The sequence below is a fragment of the Streptomyces sp. GLSS-08 genome (assembly GCF_056387915.1).
Window position 1 is genome coordinate 50,360 of sequence record NZ_JBWJAQ010000020.1, and the last position, 13,522, is coordinate 63,881.

Consider the following 13,522-nt stretch of genomic DNA (forward strand, 5'->3'; position numbering starts at 1 on the left):
CATTCACGGCGAGAGGGGGCGGGCGCGTCCCGCCCCCTCTCGTACGCCCACTAGACTTTGACCCAACACCCGGCAGCAACGCCGGGTGGTGACCCGAGGAGCCCACCTTGGCTGCTGAGCTGCACGTCGAGCTCGTCGCCGCGGACCGCAGTGTCTGGTCCGGCGAGGCCACCCTGGTCGTCGCGCGTACCACGTCCGGCGACATCGGCGTCATGCCCGGTCACCAGCCGCTGCTCGGTGTGCTGGAGTCGGGCCCGGTGACCATCCGTACGAACGACGGTGCGACGGTCGTCGCCGCTGTGCACGGCGGTTTCCTGTCGTTCGCGGACAACAAGCTCTCCCTGCTGGCCGAGATCGCCGAGCTGTCGGACGAGATCGATGTCCAGCGTGCGGAGCGGGCGCTCGAGCGCGCGAAGTCGGACGCGGACGCGTCCGCCGAGCGTCGCGCGGATGTCCGACTGCGTGCGGTGTCGGCTCGCTGACCCCAGCACGCACGTAATGACGTGACTCAGCCGCGGCCGGGACTGGAGCAATCCAGACCGGGTCGCGGCTGAGGCGATGCGGGTGCTTTTTTCCGTTCCATTACCTGCTTTACCTAGGAGACGAGGAGGTCGGTGTCGATGGTCCTCGCTCTGACTGTGTGCGGGTTGGTAGTGGCCCTCGTGGTGGTGGGGCTGTTCGTCTTCGGCCTCCGCCGCCGGCTGATCCAGCGCTCCGGCGGAACGTTCGACTGCAGCTTGCGCTGGGACGTCCCCGAGAAGAGCGACACCAACGGCAAGGGCTGGAGCTACGGGGTCGCCCGGTACAACGGCGACCGCATCGAGTGGTACCGCGTCTTCTCCTACGCCCCCCGGCCGCGCCGCACCCTGGAGCGCTCGGCGATCGAGGTGGCCGGCCGCCGCGCCCCCGAGGGGGAGGAGGAGCTGGCGCTCCTGTCCGACGCGATCATCCTCACCTGTCTGCACCGGGGTACGCGGCTGGAGCTGGCGATGAGCGAAGACGCGCTGACCGGATTTCTCGCGTGGCTGGAAGCAGCCCCGCCCGGTCAGCGCGTCAATGTCGCTTAGTGCTTAGTGCTTAGTGCTTAGTGCTTGCTGCCTGGTGCCTCGCGGCGTGCCGTCTACTGCAGGCCGCTGTTGATCGCGCCCACCAGCTCTCCGTTGCTGGTGTCACCGCTGAACTCCCAGAAGAACGCTCCACCCAGGCCCTGGCTCTTGGCCCAGGTCATCTTCGAGCCGATGGTCGCCGGGGTGTCGTAGCTCCACCAGTTGGTGCCGCAGTGCGCGTACGCCGTGCCGGCGACGGTTCCGGTGGCCGGGCAGGCCGTCTTGAGCACCTTGTAGTCCTCGATGCCCTGCTCGTAGGTGCCGGCCGCCGGGCCGGTCGCGGTGCCGCCGGGCGCGGACTGCGTGACGCCGGTCCAGCCGCGGCCGTAGAAGCCGATGCCGAGCAGGAGCTTGCTCGCCGGGACGCCCTTGGCCTTGAGCTTGGCGATCGCCGCGGCCGAGGTGAAGCCCTCCTTCGGGATGCCCGAGTAGGAGGTTAGCGGCGAGTGCGGGGCGGTCGGGCCCGTCTTGTCCCAGGCGCCGAAGTAGTCGTACGTCATCACGTTGTACCAGTCCAGCGAGGTGGCCGCGCCGCCGTAGTCGGCCGCGTCGATCTTTCCGCCGTCGCTGCCGTCCGCGGTGATCGCGGCGGTGACCAGGTTCTTGGACCCGAACTTCGCACGCAGCGCGGAGGTGAGGTTCTTGATCGCTGCCGGGCCGCTGGTGTCACAGGTCAGACCGCAGGCGTTCGGGTACTCCCAGTCGATGTCGATGCCGTCGAAGACGTCGGCCCAGCGCGGGTCCTCGATCAGGTCGTAGCAGGACTGGGCGAAGGCGGCCGGGTTCTTCGCGGCGTCGGTGAAGCCGCCGGACCAGGTCCAGCCGCCGAAGGACCACAGGACCTTGATGTTCGGGTACTTGGCCTTCAGCTGGCGCAGCTGGTTGAAGTTGCCGCGCAGCGGCTGGTCCCAGGTGTCCGCGACGCCGCTGACCGACTGGTCGGCGGTGTACGCCTTGTCGTAGTCGGCGTAGGCGTCACCGATCGTGCACTTGCCGCCCTGCACGTTGCCGAAGGCGTAGTTGATGTGCGTGATCTTCGCGGCGGAGCCGGAGGTGACCAGGTTCTTCACGTGGTAGTTGCGGCCGTAGACGCCCCACTCGGTGAAGTAGCCGAGCTTGACCTTGCCGCCGGTGCCCGGGTCCGTTCCGCCGCCGCCGGTGGTGTGGACCTTGACCGCGCCGCTCACCGGGCCGGTCTGGTCGGCGGTGTCGCGGGCCTGGACGGTGTAGGAGTAGTCGGTGCCGGCGGTCAGGCCGGTGTCCGAGTACGAGGTGGTGGTGACGGTGGCGACCTTGGCGCCGTCGCGAAGGACGTCGTAGTTCTTGACACCCTTGTCGTCCGTGGCGGCGCTCCAGGAGAGCTTCACCGAGGTGTCGGTGACGCCGGACGCGGTCGGGGTGCCGGGGGCCGAGGGGGACGCGTCACCGGGGACGGTGGTGCCGTCGCAGCTGTCGCCGTTGAGTTTGCAGTTGGCGGGCGAGCCCGAGCCGGAGCCGTTGAAGCCGAAGGAGACGGTGGCGCCGGCGGCGAGGGTGCCGTTCCAGGACTTGTTCTTGGCGGTCCAGTGGGTGCCGGAGCCGGTGACGTCCGCGTCCCAGGACGAGGTGACGGAGGTGCCGGAGGGGAAGTCCCACTCCACCGTCCACGAACTGATGCTGGTGGTGCCGGTGTTCTTGACGGTCCACTTGCCCTCGAAGCCCGAGCCCCAGTCCTGGGTCTTGGCGTACGTGGCGGTGACGGAGGTGGCCGCCGAGGCGGGGCTCGCGAGCCCGACCATCGCGGCGAACGGGAGCAGCAGGGTGGTGAGCCCCGCGATCGCTCTGTTTCTGGCTCTCTGCCGGAAGCGCATGATGCCTCTCCTCTTCTTCTGGTCGCCTCCGGGGGCTGCTGACCGGTGGCGGGGATGACGTGGGCATGTTCCAGCGCAGTGCGGCGAGAATAGAAAGGTCTGGACCATCGGTCAATAGGTCTGGACCAGTGAGGTGGGGGCGGATCACACGCCCAACTCTTGTGCGAGCACGGCCGCTTGGACCCGGCTGCGCAGCCCCAGCTTCCCGAGCAGGCGGCTGACGTGCGTCTTCACCGTGGCCTCCGCCATGTGGAGGCGGACCGCGATCTCCGCGTTGGACAGTCCCCGGCCGAGACAGGACAGCACCTCCCGTTCCCGGCGGGTGAGGGCTTCGAGGACGGCCGGATCGGCCGACGGCTCCCGCACGGGCCGGGCGCCGAACTCGGCGATCAGACGCCGGGTCACGGCCGGGGCGATCAGTCCCTCGCCGCGCGCCACCGTCCGCACGGCCACCAGCAGATCCCGGGCTTCCGTGTTCTTCAGCAGGAAGCCGGCGGCACCCGCGCGCAGCGCCCCGAAGACGTACTCGTCGAGGTCGAAGGTGGTGAGCACGAGCACGTCGGCCAGCTCTTCGGCGACGACCCGGCGGGTGGCCGCGACCCCGTCGAGCAGGGGCATCTGGATGTCCATCAGGACCAGGTCCGGGCGCAGTTCACGGGCGAGCGACACCGCCCGCTCGCCGTCCGCAGCCTCGCCGACCACCTCGATGTCGGGCGCGCTGCGCAGGATGAGGACGAGTCCGGCCCGTACCGCGGCCTGGTCCTCGGCGACGAGCACGCGGATCATCCGGTTCCTCCGTGGCTCAGGGGCAGCGTGGCACGCACGGTCCAGAGCGTGCCGCCGGGGGAGCCCGGCGGCTCCTCGGGGCCCGCGTCGAAGGTGCCGCGGAGCAGGACGACCCGCTCCCGCATGCCGGTCAGGCCGGCCCCGGAACCGGGTGCCCGCGGCCCGTCCCGGTCGCCGTAGGGGCTGGTCACCCGCACGGTGAGCAGCCCGTCCCGCTGGGCGAGGGTGACGGTGACCCGGCCCGCGGCGGCGTGCTTGAGGGCGTTGGTGAGGGACTCCTGGACGATGCGGTAGGCGGCGAGTTCCAGCGGCGCGGGGAGCCCGTCCTCGTGCGCGGACTCCAGGACGACGTCGAGACCGTTGGTGCGGGCGGCCGCCACGAGCGCGCCGACCCCCTCCAGCGTCGGTGCCGCGGCCGGCTCCACGTCGTCGCTGTCGTGCCGCAGGATGCCGATGAGCCGGCGCATCTCGGCGAGGCCGTCGACGCTGTTCTCGCGGATGACGGTGAGGGCGTCCCGTGTGGTGCGCGGGTCGTCGAGGGAGAGCGCGGCCGTGGAGTGGATGGCGATCGCGGACAGGTGGTTGGCGACCATGTCGTGCAGTTCGCGTGCCATCCGGGCCCGCTCGGCGGTGACCGCCTGCACCCGGTCCATCTCGGCGAGCAGTGCGGTCTGCTCGGCCCGCAATCTGGCGGAGTCGGCTGCGTCCCGGTGGTCGCGGACCACCACGCCGGTGACGGCCGGGGCGAACGCCACGATGCCGGTCGCGAAGCCGATCAGCAGCGCGTCGGGCGTTCGCCACCAGGCCAGGAAGCCGATCGTCATCCCGACGGTGACCAGCCCGGTGGTGACGGGGAGACGGCGGGCGGCGGCCGGGCTGCCGTACAGGGCGGCCGCGTACATGAGGTCGGTGTACATCAGGACCGTCACGATGCTGCCCCGCGTGAACTGGTCCGCGACCAGCGCCAGCGTGCCGGCCACGACGGCGGCCTGCGGCCTGCTCCGGCGCAGCAGCTCGAGGGCCGCCATCGCGGCGAGGGGGACCAGCACCCACGGTTCGGCGAGCAGCCGGGCGGGGTTCGAATACAGGCCGAACGCCCACACGAGTACGCCGCTGAGCAGGCCGGCGGCCGCGATGTACACGTCGAAGCGGTGCGGGCGGGGGAGCGGGGCGGCCATGGCTCCATCCAACACGGCGGGCGGCCGGGGCGCGTGCTTCCCGCGGACGGTCCCCGGCTACATCGAAGGATGCAGTCGCGCCTCGTCACAGCCGACGACGCCCCGGCCGGCCGCGGCGGGGAGCCTTGAGGAGGTGAGCGAGAGGAGTGATCGTGATCATCGGACTGACCATCGCCTGTGAAGTGGGCTTCTGGGTGCTGCTGGCGGCCGGTCTCACGGCCCGCTACCTGCTGGGGCTGCGCCGTACCGGTCTGGCCCTGCTGCTGTGCGAGCCGCTGCTGGAACTCGTCCTGTTCGCGGTGACGGCCCTCGACCTGGAGCGGGGCGCCGAGCCGGGCTGGGAGCACGGCCTGGCCGCCCTCTACATCGGGTTCACCGTCGCCTACGGGCACCACACGGTGCGGTGGCTCGACGGTCACGCGGCCCACCGCCTCGCCGGCGGACCGCCCCCTGTGCCGCCGCCCCGCTACGGCCTGGCCCGGGCCCGGCACGAGGGCGGGCTCTGGCTCCGTACGCTGCTGGCGGCCGCCGTCGCCTGCGCCCTCCTCCAGGGCGCGATCACCTACGTCGGCGAGGGCGGCGGCACCGAGTCCCTGCGGTCCTACCAGAAAGTGGCGCTGCGGGCGGCCGGGATCCACGGCCTGATCGCGCTCACCTACCTGATCCGGCCGAAGCGCCGCCCGGCGTCAGCGCTCCCCGCCCGGGACCCACAGCACGTCCCCGGCCCCCTTGTTGGCCGTGCGGGCGAGGATGAACAGCAGGTCCGATAGCCGGTTGAGGTAGGTCGCCGTCAGTGGGTTCATCACCTCGCCGTGCACCTCCATGGCGGCCCAGGTGGACCGCTCGGCCCGGCGGACGACCGTGCACGCCTGGTGCAGCAGCGCCGCGCCGGGCGTGCCGCCGGGCAGGATGAAGGAGCGGAGCTTCTCCAGCCGTTCGTTGAAACGGTCGCAGTCGGCCTCCAGGCGGTCGATGTAGAACTGCTCGACGCGCAGCGGCGGGAACCCGGGGTTCTCGACGACCGGCGTCGACAGGTCCGCGCCCACGTCGAACAGGTCGTTCTGGACGCGGGTGAGGACCTTGACGGTCTCCTCGTCGAGCCCGCCGAGCGCGATCGCCGTGCCGAGGGCCGCGTTCGCCTCGTTGGCGTCCGCGTAGGCGGAGATCCGCAGATCGGTCTTGGCGACCCGGCTCATGTCGCCGAGGGCGGTGGTGCCCCGGTCGCCGGTCCTGGTGTAGATGCGCGTCAGATTGACCATGCGGCCAGCGTAGTTATGCTTCGGCCCCGCGGAAGCCGCGTGTGCCCACCGTCACGGCGAGCACGGTGAGGCCGAGGGCCACCAGGACGCCGTACAGCATGTGCGCCGTCGTGTACGAGCCGACGTACGCGTCCCGTACCGCGTCCACCAGGTAGCGGAACGGCATGAAGTGCGAGAGGACGTCCAGCCAGCCCGGCGCGAGGGTCATCGGGAGCATCAGGCCGGACAACAGCATCGACGGCATGGACACGGCGTTGATCAGCGGGCCGAACTGCTGCGGGGTGCGGACCCGCAGCGCCACCGCGTACGACAGCGAGGCCAGCGACACCGTGAGCAGCCCCACGAACGCGAAGCCGATCAGGATGCCGGCGAGCGGTGCGCGCAGGCCCATCGCCAGCGCGGCCAGCACCAGCAGCACCGCCTGGAAGACGAAGACCGTGGCCTCGCGCAGGACCCGGCCGAGGAGCAGGGCGAGGCGGCTCACCGGGGTCACCCGCATCCGCTCGACCACGCCCTGACCGCTCTCGATGATGATCGCGAAACCCGCGAACAGGGCGCCGAACAGACCGAGTTGCATGAGCAGGCCGGGGACCAGCACCTGCCAGGAGCTGCCGCGCCCGCCGAGCGGAAGGTTCGTCAGCAGCGGGCCGAAGAAAAGGAGGTACAGCAGCGGCATCAGCACGCCGAAGAGCAGGGCGAACCGGGAGCGGAGGGACTGGCGGAGGTAGCGGCCGTAGATGAGGGCCGTGTCGTGGAGCAGCATCTTCGGGTGACTCCTACAGTGCGGCGGGGGCGGCGTCTGCCGGTGCCGGGACGCGGCCGGTGATGGCGAGGAACGTGTCCTGGAGGGTCGCGTCGGGTGCGCCTCCGTAGCGCAGCTTCAGTGCGCCCGGAGTGCCCTCGGCCACGACGACGCCCTCGTCCACGATCACCAGCCGGTCGGACAGGGCGTCGGCCTCGTCGAGGTAGTGGGTGGTCAGGAACACGGTCGTGCCGTGCTCGTCGCGCAGGCGGCGGATCAGGTTCCACAGGTCGGCCCGGCTGCCGGGGTCGAGGCCCGTCGTCGGCTCGTCCAGGAAGAGCAGCTTCGGGCGGTGGGTGAGCGCCATCGCGATGTCCAGGCGGCGCCGCTGCCCGCCGGAGAGCGCGCCCGCCCTGCGGTCGAGCAGCCCGGTGAGACCGAGGTCCTCGGCGAGCTCCTCGGCACGGGCCGCCGCCCGCGTCTTCGTCAGCCGGTACAGACGGCCCTGGGTGACCAGCTCCTCCCGCACGCTGATCTGCGGGTCGACCCCGCCGGACTGGGCCACGTAGCCGCAGGCCCGCCGCACTGAGGCCGGGTCGGCGACCAGGTCGTGACCGGCGACGGTGGCCGCGCCGCCGGTGGGGCTCAGCAGGGTGGTCAGCATGCGCAGGGTGGTCGTCTTGCCGGCGCCGTTCGGGCCGAGGAAGCCGAGGATCTCACCCGCGCGGACGGTCAGGTCGATGCCGCGCACGGCCGCCACGGGGCCGTGCCTCGTCCGGAAGGTACGGGCCAGTCCGGCGGTACTGATGATTGCCATGACCCCAGAAAAACAGAGTCGCTATAATTTTTCAATGCCCCCAAACTTACAGCGAGTCCAGTCGACGCTACGATGCGGGTATGGCTGAGGGACTCAGGGAGCGCAAGAAGCGCGAGACCAGGCAGCGGATCTCGGACATCGCCACGGGATTGTTCCTGGAGCGCGGCTTCCTGGCGGTCACGATCGCGGACGTCGCGGAGGCGGCCGACGTCTCCGTGAACACCGTCTACAACTACTTCGCGACCAAGGAGGACCTCTTCCTCGACCGCAGCAAGGGCGTCGTCGACCGCCTCTCGCGCTGGGTGCGCGGCCGGGCCGTCGGGGAGTCGGCCGCCGCGGCTGTGCTGCGGGAGCTGCGCGAGGAGGTCGAGGCGGTCTCGCCCCGGGTCGGCCTGATGGAGGGCTACGCCCGCTTCATGAAGGTGATCGACGAGGCGCCGCCCCTGCGCTCCCGCCTGTGGAGCATCCAGCAGGAGGTGCAGGACGACCTGGAGGCGACCCTGCGCGAGGAGACGGGCGCCGCCGCCGGCGATCCCGTCCCGGCCCTGATGGCCGGTCAGGTCAACTGGATCCACCACACGGTCATGGGCTCCATCGGGCGCGAGATGGTCCAGGGACGCAATCCGGGCGAAGTGTCCCGCGAAACGCTGGTGCTCCTCGACGAGATGGAGGACCTGCTGAGCGACCGGGTCCTCAACTACGCCGTCCGGGCGCCGCGATGACCCGGGCCGGTGTGATGTCCGTCAGATGAGACGTGACGCGCATTACTTACCGGTCACAGCGGCCCTCACGAGCGCTAGGGTCCGCCGGAGAGGCTACATAAACAGCGTGTTAAGGGGAGTCGGAGTGGCACGGAAGCTCGCCGTCATCGGAGCCGGTCTCATGGGATCCGGTATCGCCCAGGTCTCCGCGCAAGCGGGCTGGGACGTCGTTCTGCGTGACGTCACCGACGAAGCCCTGACCCGCGGCACCGACGGCATCAAGGCGTCCTACGACAAGTTCGTCAGCAAGGGCAGACTGTCCGCCGAGGACGCCGGGGCCGCGCTCGGGCGCATCACCACCAGCACCGACCTCGACGCGGCCGCCGACGCCGACATCGTCGTCGAGGCCGTGTTCGAGAAGCTCGAGGTCAAGCACGAGATCTTCCGCGCGCTCGACAGGCTCGTCCGCGACGACACCGTCCTCGCCTCCAACACCTCCGCCATCCCGATCACCAAGATCGCGGCCGTGACGGAGCGCCCGGAGCGCGTGGTCGGTGCGCACTTCTTCTCACCGGTCCCGATGATGCAGCTGTGCGAGCTGGTGCGCGGCTACAAGACGAGCGACGAAACCCTCGCCGCCACGCGGGAGTTCGCCGAGTCCGTCGGCAAGACCTGCATCGTCGTCAACCGCGACGTCGCCGGCTTCGTGACCACCCGTCTCATCTCGGCGCTCGTCGTCGAGGCGGCCAAGCTGTACGAGTCGGGCGTGGCCTCCGCCGAGGACATCGACCTCGCCTGCAAGCTGGGCTTCGGGCACGCCATGGGCCCCCTGGCCACGGCCGACCTGACGGGCGTCGACATCCTGCTTCACGCGACCGGCAACATCTACACGGAGTCCCAGGACGAGAAGTTCGCACCGCCGGAGCTGATGCGCCGGATGGTTGACGCCGGTGACATCGGGCGCAAGAGCGGGCAGGGCTTCTACAAGCACTGAATCCAGGCACCGAATCCGTACGGTCCTCCCGGCCGTCACCCTCACGGGTGAATTCGGTATCGGTTCGCTCACAGACGGCAACCTCTGCGGCCCCAGGGCAGTCAGACGGTGCACACAGTCACACGCAGACAGACAGACGCGGAGTACGAAACGCACTCTCGGGGAGCGCATATGTACATCAGGGGCGACCACGCCGAGCTGGTCGTCGGGGGCCGCCTCGACGTCCGCAGCGCGGCGGACGCCCGTACGGTCCTGCACTCGGCCGTCGACGACGGAGTCGGCGACCTGGTGCTCGACCTGTCCGAGCTGGACTCCTGGGACGCCACCGGACTCGGCGTCATCATGGGAGCCCACCGACGGGCCGGGCGGTGCGGCCGACGGCTCGTCCTGCGCCGCGTACCCACGCAGATGCAGCGCCTGCTGGTTGCCACCCGGCTGCACCGGATCCTGGCGATCGAGGGCGGCCTCGGGGTCGAGTCACTGCCCCGGGTCTGACCCGCCGCACGAAACGTACCCTCGCACGCAATCCTCACGAAGCTGTGACGTCTCGGGCGACGCGGTACCCCGCCTGTTCCCGGATACTGAGCGAAGGTTTAGGGTTCGCCTGCCCGCAGTCTGAACCCCTGGAGCGGGCACCGGACCAGAAGCGACAGCGCGGTGTGCAGCAAGGCCGGGAGGGGCTCGGCACCCGACGCTTTTGGGGGGCAGGACATCATGGACCCGAATCACCGGGAACCCGCGGAGTACGGTCATGACGACGACGGCCGGACGCCTCGGCAGCGTCCGCCGCGCGAAGCACTCGCCTCCGACTTCGGCCAGCCCACGCCGGCACTCGCCCGCACCGTCCAGCTCTTCTCGGGCGACTTCCTGCTCACCGTCAACCCCGTCGACGGCAGCGAGATAGAGAACTGCCCGCCGGGGCAGCGGCCCCGCCGGCCGGCCAAGACCACCGCCGCCGGCCGCGCCGAACAGGCCCGCTCGGCCCACCCGCCCGTGCCGCCGGGACCCGCACAGGCCCGGCTCCCCCTCCTCGAGCGCCAGGACGAGCGCGAGCGCCTCGTCCGGCTGCTGGCCCGCGGCCGCTCCGTACGCCTCACCGGCCCCGCCGGTTCGGGCCGCACCACCCTCCTGGACGCCGTCGCCGACGACTGCGCGGACCTCGCGCCCGACGGCGTCGTACGCCTCAGCGGCTACCGGCGCACGGCCGGCGACCTGCTGCACGACCTGTTCGCCGCCGTCTACGACGCGCCCCGGCACCGCCCCGAACGGGATGAGCTGCTCGGGCTCGTCCGTGAGATCGGCGCGGTCGTCGTCCTCGACGACCTGGAGTTCGGCGGCAGCGCCCTCGACGAACTGCTCGACGCCACCCCCGAGTGCGCCTTCCTGATCGGCACCACACCCGACGTCCCCGCGCCGTCCGGCGACTCCCTCCTCGAAGAGGTGTTCCTCGGCGGTCTCGACCGCAGTGGCGGCATCGAGCTCCTGGAGCGCGCCGTCGGCCGGGAACTGACCGAGGACGAGTCGAACTGGGCGGGCGACCTCTGGTTCGAGTCCGAAGGCCTCCCGCTGCGCTTCGTGCAGGCCGGCGCCCTGCTGCGGCAGCGTGACCGGCTGCACGCCCACCCCGAGCCGGCCGACGGTTTCGAGTACCGCGAGGACGCACACCCCGACGCGCCGAACGACACCGACGACACCCCCGCCGTCCCGCTGCCCTCACTCGCCGAGGGCGCCGCCCCCGCCGCGCTGCTCGCCTCGCGGCTCAGCGAGTCGGCCCGCGCCACCCTGCGGTTCGCGGTCGCGCTCGGCGGCGAGGTGCCCCACCAGGCGCATCTGCCGGCCCTCGTGGGTGACACCCACGCCGACGCGGCCCTCGCCGAACTCGCCAACTGCGCGCTGGTCACCCCGGTCGGCTCCCGCTACCGGCTCGCGGCGGGCGTACAGGCCCAGCTGGAGGCCTCCGGGTACGCGGACGACATCGAGGACCACGCGCTCACCGCCGCCCGGCACTACACCTGGTGGACCGGACACCCCTCCGTCACCCCCGAGCGGGTCTGCGCGGAGGCGGACGCCGTCCTCGCGGCGCTGACCCTCCTGGTGCCGCTCACCACGGTCCCGCTCGACGACGAGGAGAGCGCCTGCGTCCAGCTGGCCCGCACCGCCGCGCCCGCCTTCGCCGCCGGTCTGCACTGGAGCGCCTGGGAACGGGCGCTGCGCGCCGGCGCCGAGGCCTCCCAGCTAGCCGGCGAGGTCCCGGACCAGGCCTACTTCCACCACGAGTTGGGCATCCTCGCGCTCTGCGCCGGCCAGCTGGACCGGGCCCGCGCCGAACTGGAGGCCTCCATCGGGCTGCGCGGCGCCCTCGCCGACAAGCGCGGCACCGTCGCCGGCCGCCGCGCCCTCGCGCTGGTCGCCGACCGCTCCGGGGCCGTACTGCCCGTCGGGCGCGTCGAGGCGGGCGGGGAGACGCCCGACATGCGCAGTGCGGAACCCCTGACGCCTCCCGGCGGCATACCGGCCGCGTTCGCCCTGCCCGCGCCGCCCGAGCCCGCGACGCTCGTCGCCCGGCGGACGACCGCGGTACCCGCCTCCGTACGGCGGCCCGGCGGCATCAAGGGCCTGGTGACCGGTACGCGCCGCAACCTGGTCGCCGCGGGCTCGGGGGCGCTCCTGGCCGCGGTGCTGGGCACGGTGGTCACGCTCGGCATGACCTCCGACAACAACGAGGACCCGTCCGACAGGGTCGGCGTCAGCCCCTCGGCCGGCCAGGACGCCGACGACGACAGCCTCGGCGCGGACGAGGGCGACACGGGCGCCGGGGACGCGGGGGCGCCGAGCAGGCCGACGGATCCGGGGCCGGACGGCACCTACGGCACGTCGGACGACCCGACACCGACCGCGGGCGGGACGCCGTCGGACGACCCGAGCGGGACGAAGGGGCCGAGTCCCTCGAAGTCGCCGTCGAAGTCGCCCACGTCCAAGCCGTCGTCGCCGAAACCGTCGACGTCGCCGAAGCCTTCGACGAGCAAGCCGTCGACGAGCCAGCCGCCGTCGCCGTCGACGCCCCCGACGACTAGCGGAACGCCCTCCGCGCCGGCCACCTCGAACTCCGCCAGTGGCCCGGCGACGACCAGTTCCGCGAGCGGGCCGGCCGGCCCGCCCGCGGGGACGAGCGGTGCCCCGGTGATGTGAGCCGGGCCGTACGACGCGGGGGGCCGGATCCGGGAGAGGATCCGGCCCCCCGCGTCGCGCCCGGGCTCAGAACAGCCGCAGCTTGTCGTCCTCGATGCCGCGCAGCGCGTTGTAGTCCAGCACCGTGCAGCCGATGCCGCGGTCCGTGGCGAGGACACGGGCCTGCGGCTTGATCTCCTGGGCGGCGAAGATGCCGCGCACCGGCGCGAGATGCGGGTCGCGGTTCAACAGCTCCAGATAGCGCGTGAGTTGCTCCACGCCGTCGATCTCGCCGCGCCGCTTGATCTCGATGGCGACCGTCCGGCCCTCGGCGTCGCGGCAGAGGATGTCGACGGGGCCGATGGCCGTCATGTACTCGCGGCGGATGAGCGTGTAACCCTCGCCGAGCGTCTCGATGCGGTCCGCCAGCAGCTCCTGGAGGTGCGCTTCCACGCCGTCCTTGATCAGGCCGGGATCCACGCCCAGTTCGTGCGAGGAGTCGTGGAGGACCTCCTCCATCGTGATGATGAGCTTCTCGCCCGCCTTGTTGATGACGGTCCACACGCCTTCCTCGTCGCCGGAACCCTCCTTCAGCGTGCAGGGCGGCGACATCCAGTTGAGGGGCTTGTAGGCCCGGTCGTCCGCGTGGATGGAGACGCTGCCGTCCGCCTTCACGAGGATGAGGCGGGGGGCGGACGGGAGATGGGCGGTGAGCCGGCCCGCATAGTCGACGGAACACCGGGCGATGACGAGACGCATGGTCGGCAACGCTACTCGACCGGCACCGCTGCACGCGATTCGCCCGCGTCCCCCCGTCCCCGGGCGCACCGCGAGGCGTTTCGAACACGCCTGTTTGCCCTGGAACTCCCCTGTTCGGTACTGGCCGATTGTGTGCCTACGGGTTGCTCGCTGTGTGGGCAT

The 13,522-nt window shown here is 71.5% G+C and carries 14 protein-coding genes; 7 read left to right on the plus strand and 7 right to left on the minus strand.

From position 1 onward, the window contains the following. The first annotated feature begins 107 nt into the window (after nucleotides 1–107). Entirely contained in the window at nucleotides 108–482 is a 375-nt protein-coding gene (locus AC0ZLC_RS28240; protein ID WP_358854198.1) for a F0F1 ATP synthase subunit epsilon, read from the plus strand. Nucleotides 483–620: 138 nt separating this feature from the next. Beyond that, entirely contained in the window at nucleotides 621–1,067 is a 447-nt protein-coding gene (locus AC0ZLC_RS28245; protein WP_358854199.1) for a DUF2550 domain-containing protein, read from the plus strand. A 53-nt stretch (nucleotides 1,068–1,120) separates the two neighbouring features. Here the strand turns inward: AC0ZLC_RS28245 and AC0ZLC_RS28250 are convergent, their stop codons facing one another. The 3 genes from AC0ZLC_RS28250 to AC0ZLC_RS28260 all read right to left on the minus strand — a co-directional run bounded on the left by AC0ZLC_RS28250 (nucleotide 1,121) and on the right by AC0ZLC_RS28260 (nucleotide 4,920). Further along, nucleotides 1,121–2,956: a glycosyl hydrolase family 18 protein gene (locus AC0ZLC_RS28250; RefSeq protein ID WP_476754784.1), complete on the minus strand. Its 1,836-nt coding sequence runs from the start codon at nucleotides 2,954–2,956 to the stop codon at nucleotides 1,121–1,123. Nucleotides 2,957–3,100: 144 nt separating this feature from the next. Beyond that, nucleotides 3,101–3,742 (minus strand): response regulator, encoded by a 642-nt coding sequence (locus AC0ZLC_RS28255; RefSeq protein ID WP_476754785.1) that lies wholly within the window; start codon nucleotides 3,740–3,742, stop codon nucleotides 3,101–3,103. Continuing rightward, nucleotides 3,739–4,920 (minus strand): sensor histidine kinase, encoded by a 1,182-nt coding sequence (locus AC0ZLC_RS28260; protein ID WP_476754786.1) that lies wholly within the window; start codon nucleotides 4,918–4,920, stop codon nucleotides 3,739–3,741. The genes AC0ZLC_RS28255 and AC0ZLC_RS28260 overlap by 4 nt, the downstream gene beginning before the upstream one ends. A 152-nt stretch (nucleotides 4,921–5,072) precedes the next feature. Between AC0ZLC_RS28260 and AC0ZLC_RS28265 the strand changes: the two genes are divergently transcribed. After that, the gene (locus AC0ZLC_RS28265) at nucleotides 5,073–5,690 is read left to right on the plus strand and encodes a hypothetical protein (RefSeq protein WP_476754787.1); all 618 of its coding nucleotides are present in this window, start codon (nucleotides 5,073–5,075) and stop codon (nucleotides 5,688–5,690) included. Here AC0ZLC_RS28265 and AC0ZLC_RS28270 read toward each other — a convergent pair. Genes AC0ZLC_RS28270 through AC0ZLC_RS28280 form a run of 3 tightly spaced genes read right to left on the minus strand, consistent with a single transcriptional unit; the run spans nucleotide 5,607 to nucleotide 7,738 of the window. Beyond that, nucleotides 5,607–6,179: a cob(I)yrinic acid a,c-diamide adenosyltransferase gene (locus AC0ZLC_RS28270; RefSeq protein ID WP_476754788.1), complete on the minus strand. Its 573-nt coding sequence runs from the start codon at nucleotides 6,177–6,179 to the stop codon at nucleotides 5,607–5,609. The two genes, AC0ZLC_RS28265 and AC0ZLC_RS28270, sit on opposite strands and share 84 nt — an antisense overlap. Before the next feature lie 13 nt (nucleotides 6,180–6,192). Continuing rightward, a complete protein-coding gene (locus tag AC0ZLC_RS28275; RefSeq protein ID WP_476754789.1) occupies nucleotides 6,193–6,942 on the minus strand; it encodes an ABC transporter permease in 750 nt (249 codons plus the stop codon). A gap of 13 nt (nucleotides 6,943–6,955) precedes the next feature. Then, entirely contained in the window at nucleotides 6,956–7,738 is a 783-nt protein-coding gene (locus tag AC0ZLC_RS28280) for an ABC transporter ATP-binding protein (protein WP_476754790.1), read from the minus strand. Between the two features lie 80 nt (nucleotides 7,739–7,818). Between AC0ZLC_RS28280 and AC0ZLC_RS28285 the strand changes: the two genes are divergently transcribed. From AC0ZLC_RS28285 to AC0ZLC_RS28300, 4 genes are all read left to right on the plus strand, one after another. After that, the gene (locus AC0ZLC_RS28285; protein WP_476754791.1) at nucleotides 7,819–8,460 is read left to right on the plus strand and encodes a TetR/AcrR family transcriptional regulator; all 642 of its coding nucleotides are present in this window, start codon (nucleotides 7,819–7,821) and stop codon (nucleotides 8,458–8,460) included. 124 nt (nucleotides 8,461–8,584) lie between these two features. Then, nucleotides 8,585–9,433, plus strand: coding sequence for a 3-hydroxyacyl-CoA dehydrogenase family protein (locus AC0ZLC_RS28290; protein ID WP_476754792.1), 849 nt, complete (start codon nucleotides 8,585–8,587; stop codon nucleotides 9,431–9,433). Nucleotides 9,434–9,604: 171 nt separating this feature from the next. After that, nucleotides 9,605–9,928: an STAS domain-containing protein gene (locus AC0ZLC_RS28295; protein ID WP_358854209.1), complete on the plus strand. Its 324-nt coding sequence runs from the start codon at nucleotides 9,605–9,607 to the stop codon at nucleotides 9,926–9,928. A gap of 219 nt (nucleotides 9,929–10,147) precedes the next feature. Then, on the plus strand, nucleotides 10,148–12,622 hold the full coding sequence (locus AC0ZLC_RS28300) for an ATP-binding protein (protein ID WP_476754793.1): 2,475 nt from the start codon (nucleotides 10,148–10,150) through the stop codon (nucleotides 12,620–12,622). Between the two features lie 66 nt (nucleotides 12,623–12,688). On the opposite strand, the gene nucS is transcribed toward AC0ZLC_RS28300, so the two are convergent. Beyond that, nucleotides 12,689–13,360, minus strand: a complete 672-nt coding sequence (gene nucS / locus AC0ZLC_RS28305) for an endonuclease NucS (protein ID WP_358854211.1) — start codon at nucleotides 13,358–13,360, stop codon at nucleotides 12,689–12,691. Nucleotides 13,361–13,522 lie beyond the last annotated feature (162 nt).

What these genes read in the sequence shown, in the direction of transcription:
- AC0ZLC_RS28275 (WP_476754789.1), bottom strand. Translation starts at nt 6,942, where the DNA reads ATGCTGCTCCACGACACGGCCCTCATCTACGGCCGCTACCTCCGCCAG.
- nucS (WP_358854211.1), bottom strand. Translation starts at nt 13,360, where the DNA reads ATGCGTCTCGTCATCGCCCGGTGTTCCGTCGACTATGCGGGCCGGCTC.
- AC0ZLC_RS28280 (WP_476754790.1), bottom strand. Translation starts at nt 7,738, where the DNA reads ATGGCAATCATCAGTACCGCCGGACTGGCCCGTACCTTCCGGACGAGG.
- AC0ZLC_RS28260 (WP_476754786.1), bottom strand. Translation starts at nt 4,920, where the DNA reads ATGGCCGCCCCGCTCCCCCGCCCGCACCGCTTCGACGTGTACATCGCG.
- AC0ZLC_RS28250 (WP_476754784.1), bottom strand. Translation starts at nt 2,956, where the DNA reads ATGCGCTTCCGGCAGAGAGCCAGAAACAGAGCGATCGCGGGGCTCACC.
- AC0ZLC_RS28295 (WP_358854209.1), top strand. Translation starts at nt 9,605, where the DNA reads ATGTACATCAGGGGCGACCACGCCGAGCTGGTCGTCGGGGGCCGCCTC.
- AC0ZLC_RS28300 (WP_476754793.1), top strand. Translation starts at nt 10,148, where the DNA reads ATGGACCCGAATCACCGGGAACCCGCGGAGTACGGTCATGACGACGAC.
- AC0ZLC_RS28255 (WP_476754785.1), bottom strand. Translation starts at nt 3,742, where the DNA reads ATGATCCGCGTGCTCGTCGCCGAGGACCAGGCCGCGGTACGGGCCGGA.
- AC0ZLC_RS28270 (WP_476754788.1), bottom strand. Translation starts at nt 6,179, where the DNA reads ATGGTCAATCTGACGCGCATCTACACCAGGACCGGCGACCGGGGCACC.
- AC0ZLC_RS28245 (WP_358854199.1), top strand. Translation starts at nt 621, where the DNA reads ATGGTCCTCGCTCTGACTGTGTGCGGGTTGGTAGTGGCCCTCGTGGTG.
- AC0ZLC_RS28285 (WP_476754791.1), top strand. Translation starts at nt 7,819, where the DNA reads ATGGCTGAGGGACTCAGGGAGCGCAAGAAGCGCGAGACCAGGCAGCGG.